Genomic DNA, 5,737 nt, shown 5'->3' on the forward strand with positions numbered 1-5,737 from the left:
AGGAACCGACATGGCAAACCAAAACGTCTACGACAAGCTCAAGCAACTGGGCATCGAACTGCCCGCCAGCGCCACGCCGGCAGCGGCCTACGTCATGGCCGTGCAGACGGGCAACACTGTCTTCGTATCGGGCCACACGGCCAAGAAGGACGGCAAGCCTTGGGTCGGCAAGCTCGGCGCGAACATGACGACCGACGAAGGCAAGGTGGCCGCTCGCTCGGTCGCTATCGATCTGCTCGCCACCCTGCACGCGCATACCGGCGACTTGAACCGCATCAAGCGCATCGTGAAGGTCATGAGCCTCGTGAATTCGACGCTCGAATATACGGAGCAGCATCTCGTCACGAACGGCGCATCGGAGCTGTTCGGCGAGATCTTCGGCGATGCCGGCAAACATGCGCGGTCCGCATTCGGCGTGGCGCAGATCCCGACCGGCTCGTGCGTCGAGATCGAGCTGATCGCCGAAGTCGCCTGAGCCCTCATGCGGAGCACGCCGATGACCATGCAGCCAGTCCGCTTCAAGCAAGTCGACGTGTTCTCGCAAGTGCCTTTCAAAGGCAATGCGCTGGCCGTCGTGTTCGACGCCGACGGCTTGACCGACGATCAGATGCAAACGATCGCCCGTTGGACGAATCTGTCGGAAACGACATTCGTGTGCCGGCCGACGGATCCTTCGGCCGATTATCGCGTGCGCATCTTCACGCCGGCTTACGAGTTGCCGTTCGCGGGCCATCCCACGCTCGGCACGGCGCACGCGTTGATCGAAACCGGGTATCGGCCGCGGCAACCCGGCCGGCTCGTTCAGCAATGCGGCGCCGGATGCATCGACGTCGCCCTGCGCGAGGACGGTTCGATGGCATTCGCCGCGCCGGCCGCGCGCATCGAACCACTCGATGTTGAAGATTTTCAAGCACTAAAAGCCGCGCTGCGCAGCGATGAGATCGATTTCGTCGATATGCCACCCTGCTGCATCGACAACGGCACCCCTTGGTTGGCGGTAGGCGTCGCAACGCCTGAGGCTTGCGTGTCGATCGCACCCGATTCCGCCGCCATGGCGCGGATAGTGCAAAAAGCAGGCATGACGGGGCTCGCTTTGTATGCCCGCCACGCGCCAAACGGCCCGGCAACGCTCGAAGTGCGCTGTATCGTCGTCGATAGCGAGTTCGCGATCTACGAGGATCCCGCCACCGGCAGCGCCAATGCGGGCCTTGCCGGTCTGTTCGCCCTGCGCGGGCGCCGGCCCGCCGCACGTTATACCGTGCGGCAAGGCACGGCGATCGGGCGCGCGGGGCGTGTGAGCGTCGAGTACGACGACAGCGGCACGATCTGGATCGGCGGGCACTCAACCACCGTCATTGACGGCACCTTCCAACGGCCCTAAAGCCCCCCCCGACACGGCGGCCAGCACCTCAAGCGCGCCGCCCGCGCGCCTCGCCCCACAGGCGGCGTTGCCCGTCTTCCACTGCGCGAAATACCCATTTCAGCTATCCGGCCTTGGCGCGTCCGCGTGCAAGGCCGGGCTCCGTACGCCCTGCGCGACGCTTGCGCCTTGCCAGGCGCGGGTGCGTGGGCTACTTTGACGTCGGTAAAGGCAAAAGGGGAATACCATTGCCGAAATCGTGCCTGCCGCGACGAACGTTTACCCGGTAAACGGACGCTATCTTAATTTTTATCCATTCAGTAATATCCTCGATGAGGAAAGTCTGCAGTATTCGAAGCCTGCCCAATCACTCACTGCCCCGATGAATTTCGCCCGGCTTCATTCCACGAGAGACGCCCGTACGCGATCGAACGCCGCGGGCTCACGCCGTCGCGCGCTGATTGCGATCCCGGCGCTGGGTGTGCTCGTGCTCGCGCTGCTGTGGACGGTCATCTCGGCGCGGCTATCGGTTGAGCGCGACTCGACCTACCGGGAGGCGACGGCGTCGGCCGCGATCCTTTCGGCCGCCCTTGAGCAGCACACCGTCAAAGCCATCCACCAAGTCGATCAGATCACGCGCTTCGTCAAGTACGAGTACGAGAAAAGTCCGGAGCGCTTCGATTTGGCCAATACGGTCGAAAAAGGCGTCGTGCAAAGCGATACGCTCGTGCAGGTGTCGATCATCAACGAGCACGGCATTCTGACCTCCAGCACGGCCGAGCCCAACCCGACACCGATCGACCTGTCCGACCGCGAGCACTTCAAGGTTCACGAGCACGAGAACGACGACCAGCTCTACATCAGCAAGCCCGTGCTCGGACGCGTCTCGCACCAATGGACGCTGCAGATGACGCGCCGCTTGAATCATCCCGACGGCTCGTTCGCGGGCGTCGTGGTGGTGTCTGAAGATCCGGGCTACTTCACGAGCGACTTCTACAACAACGCGGCGATCGGCAAGGACGGCGTGATCTCCGTCATCTCCGATACCGGCGCCGTGCTCGCGCGCCGCACCGGCATGGCCCGCGATCCGGCCGGCGCATTCTCGGCAAGCGGGACCTACCCCATCTCCGAGCACGTCTCCGGCACGATGGTCGACCCGATCGACCATGTCAAACGCATCGTCTCGTACCGGCACATCGACGGCTACCCGATGGGCGTGCTCGTCGGGTTATCCGAGGCGGAAGAATTCGCCGACTACAACCACACGCGCAATGTCTACCTGCTGATGGCGGGCTTCATCTCGCTGGCCATGCTCGGCTTCTTCGCCGTCGCCACAGGCCTCATCGGCAAGCTGCTGGGGCGCGAGCGCGAGATGACACACCTCGTCGAGTACGATTTGCTCACTGGGCTGCGCAATCGTTACGCGACGATGCAAGGCCTGCGGCAGGACGTCAGTGATCCGGGCAACGTCGGGCGGCTCGCGATTCTGTTCATCGATCTCGATAACTTCAAGACCGTCAACGACACGCTGGGGCACAACGCCGGCGACATCGTCCTGCAGATGACCGCCTCGCGCCTGTCCGACGCCGTGGGCGGCGCGGGCGTGCTGTCCCGGATCGGCGGCGACGAATTCGTCGTCGTGCTCAAGGGCGGTGACGTCGAACGCCAGGCCGTGCAACTGGCCGAAAACCTGCGCGAGACGTTCGAGCACCCATTCGACGTGCGCGGCACCTCGTTCGTGCTGCACGCGAGCATCGGCATCGCCCTGTACTCGGTCGGCAGCGAGAGCGAGATCGATCTGCTGAAGAAGGCCGACCTCGCGATGTACAGCGCGAAGGACGCCGGCAAGAACTGCTACCAGTTCTATTCGCCCCATTTGTCGCACCGTGCCGATCATCTAATGCAGTGGGAACAGCAACTGCGCGTCGCGCTGGCCGAGAATCAGCTGTTCCTCGTCTATCAGCCGAAGATCGATCTCGCGCGCCGCTGCATTACCGGCTTCGAAGCGCTGGCGCGCTGGAACCACCCGCAGCAAGGCGTCATTTCCGCGAGCGAGTTCATCCCGGTGGCGGAATCGACGGGCCTGATCGTGCCGATCGGCGACTTCGTCATCGAAACGGCCTGCCGCCAACTGGCAGCGTGGCAGCGCGACGGCTACGAATCGCTCTCGCTCGCCGTCAATATTTCCGCCGTGCAATTCTGGCGCGGCGATCTGTACGAGACGATTTCGCGCGCCATCGAGGACACCGGCATCCCCGCCCATCGGCTCGAACTGGAGATCACCGAGACGGCGATGATGGAGTACCCCGAGCTCGTCTCCGAGAAAATCGTCGCACTCAAGCGGCTTGGCGTCGGCATTGCGCTCGACGATTTCGGCACCGGCTATTCGTCGCTGTCGTACCTGAACCGGTTCTCGGTCGATACGTTGAAGGTCGACCGGTCGTTCGTTCAGGCCATTCCCGCCGACCGCAGCGTATGCGTGATGGTGTCGGCGATCGTCAATCTGGCGCGCTCGCTCGGCTTGACCGTCGTCGTCGAAGGTACGGAAACCGAAGAGCAGATCGCCTGGCTTTCGGCACTGGGCAATATTCAAGCGCAGGGCTTCCTGTTCTCGCGGCCGGTACCCGCGGACGGCATCCAGGCACTGCTCGAGCGCTTTGGCGTATGCGATACGCAGGAACCGTTCGGTGCGTATGGTAAAAACCAGAACAACACGAACACGAACACCAACAAACAATCCGCATAAACGCATCGGCGCCCACCCGCACGATGCAGGAGCGAACGGAAGGACCGACTGATGGCCGATGCGAACACGCGCCGAAGACTCACTTCACGCGCCGCGCGCACCGCCGCTACCGTTAAGGAAGGGGCGCATACCGAACCGGCGCGCAGCGCCGGCCCCGAGCCACTATGGACGCTGTTTCGCGTCGTCTTCGCCCTGTCGGCGCTTTCGTGGGGCGGGCTTGCGCTGATGGCCCAGCTCGAACTGCACTATGTCATCCGCGAACGGCGCGTCACGCAAGTCCAATACTCCGATTTCGTCGCACTCTCCTGGATGACGCCAGGGGCCGTCGGCTGCAGTGTCGCCGTGCAGGTCGGCTATGCCCTGCGGGGCCGCATCGGCGCCTGCATAGCAGGTATCGCTGCCGTGCTGCCGTTCTTTTGCACGATGACAGCGTTGGCGACGTTCTACCAGGCGTCGTTCATTCACACGCTCGCGGCGCCGGGCTTGATCGATCATTTCGCCGTCGTACTCGCCGTGCTCATCGGCATTACCGGGTATCGGCAAACCCGCGTGCTCGTGCACGAACCACTCGAATGGGCCGCAGCCGCGCTAGCCTGCATCGTCCTGTTGACGATCCGCGGCACAGCCTCGTTCGTGCTGCTGCTCACGGCCGCCTTCCTGGCCGGATGGCTCGCGAGTCCCGCGCGCGGCGGCAAGCTGGAGATCTCGCTCGGCCCAATGGACAAGCTGTTCGCACTCGCTGTGCTGGCGCTGATCGCCCTGTTCGCGACACCGTTGCCGCCCGAGTACGCGAGCCGTCTCCTCTGGCCGCGTCTGGCCGGCGCCGGCATGACGCTCTTCGGCGGGGGATTTTCCGCGCTGCCCGTGCTCAAGGCGCTGTTCGAAACGCCGGAGGTCGGCATGAGTACGCGCGAGTTTACGCTGGCATTCGCACTCTCGCCTGCCTCACCGGGCCCGCTACTCAACGTCATCCCGTTTCTCGGCTATCTCGTGCACGGCTGGGCAGGCGCGGTGACGGCGACATTATCGATGTTCGTGCCGTCGGGGATGCTCATCGTCTTCGCGCGGCGGCACCTGCATCGCCTCGAAGCGAACGCGCGCTTCGAACACGGCATGCGCGTGCTACGGGCCTCCACGACGGCGTTTTTGCTGACGGCGGTTGTGCATATCGGCGAGCATGTGGCGCTCGCACCCGCGCATCTCGTCACGGCCGCCTTCGCGCTCGTCTGCCTCGCGCGCTTCAAAATGCCCGTCTATGCGGTGTACGCGATCGTCGCGGCAACCTATTGCGCAGCGCATCTGCTCGGCTACATCTGAAATGCAAGGCCCGATTCAAGGCCTTTAAAATCCGCGCGACAGCACCGCGGCGATGATCGTGGCCATGCCGAGTACGAGATTCGCGATCACGAGCCGGCGCATGACATCGACGGCGCGGGCACCGTCCGGCCAGCGTTGGGCTTGCACGGCGCGACGGATGCGCGGGAAGACGGCGAAGCGCGCATGCCCGAAGATCAGCATCATCACGACGCTGAGCGCCGCCATGAGATGGATCTGCCAAGGCGCATGCGCGCCGCCGAAGCGCGCCATCAAAAAGCCGCCGGAGATCAGAATCGCGATCACGGATGCGCCGA

Annotated in this window: 5 protein-coding genes; 4 read left to right on the forward strand and 1 reads right to left on the reverse strand. The window is 63.9% G+C overall.

What is annotated here, in order from left to right; translation table 11 throughout:
• The first annotated feature begins 10 nt into the window (after positions 1 to 10).
• From ACTHL0_RS16025 to ACTHL0_RS16040, 4 genes are all read left to right on the forward strand, one after another.
• Positions 11 to 475 carry a RidA family protein gene (locus ACTHL0_RS16025; protein WP_440535657.1) on the forward strand — a complete coding sequence of 155 codons (465 nt, stop codon included), beginning with the start codon at positions 11 to 13 and terminating at the stop codon, positions 473 to 475.
• 21 nt (positions 476 to 496) lie between these two features.
• Positions 497 to 1,381 carry a PhzF family phenazine biosynthesis protein gene (locus ACTHL0_RS16030; protein ID WP_440567793.1) on the forward strand — a complete coding sequence of 295 codons (885 nt, stop codon included), beginning with the start codon at positions 497 to 499 and terminating at the stop codon, positions 1,379 to 1,381.
• A gap of 361 nt (positions 1,382 to 1,742) precedes the next feature.
• Positions 1,743 to 4,106: a bifunctional diguanylate cyclase/phosphodiesterase gene (locus ACTHL0_RS16035; protein WP_440567794.1), complete on the forward strand. Its 2,364-nt coding sequence runs from the start codon at positions 1,743 to 1,745 to the stop codon at positions 4,104 to 4,106.
• A gap of 51 nt (positions 4,107 to 4,157) precedes the next feature.
• Positions 4,158 to 5,423 carry a chromate transporter gene (locus ACTHL0_RS16040; protein ID WP_440567795.1) on the forward strand — a complete coding sequence of 422 codons (1,266 nt, stop codon included), beginning with the start codon at positions 4,158 to 4,160 and terminating at the stop codon, positions 5,421 to 5,423.
• 24 nt (positions 5,424 to 5,447) lie between these two features.
• Here ACTHL0_RS16040 and ACTHL0_RS16045 read toward each other — a convergent pair.
• Positions 5,448 to 5,737 (reverse strand): CopD family protein (locus tag ACTHL0_RS16045; protein WP_440567796.1); only part of this gene is annotated, 290 nt, incomplete at its 5' end.

The sequence above is a fragment of the Trinickia sp. genome, from assembly GCF_051961175.1.
Taxonomy (GTDB): Bacteria; Pseudomonadota; Gammaproteobacteria; order Burkholderiales; family Burkholderiaceae; genus Trinickia.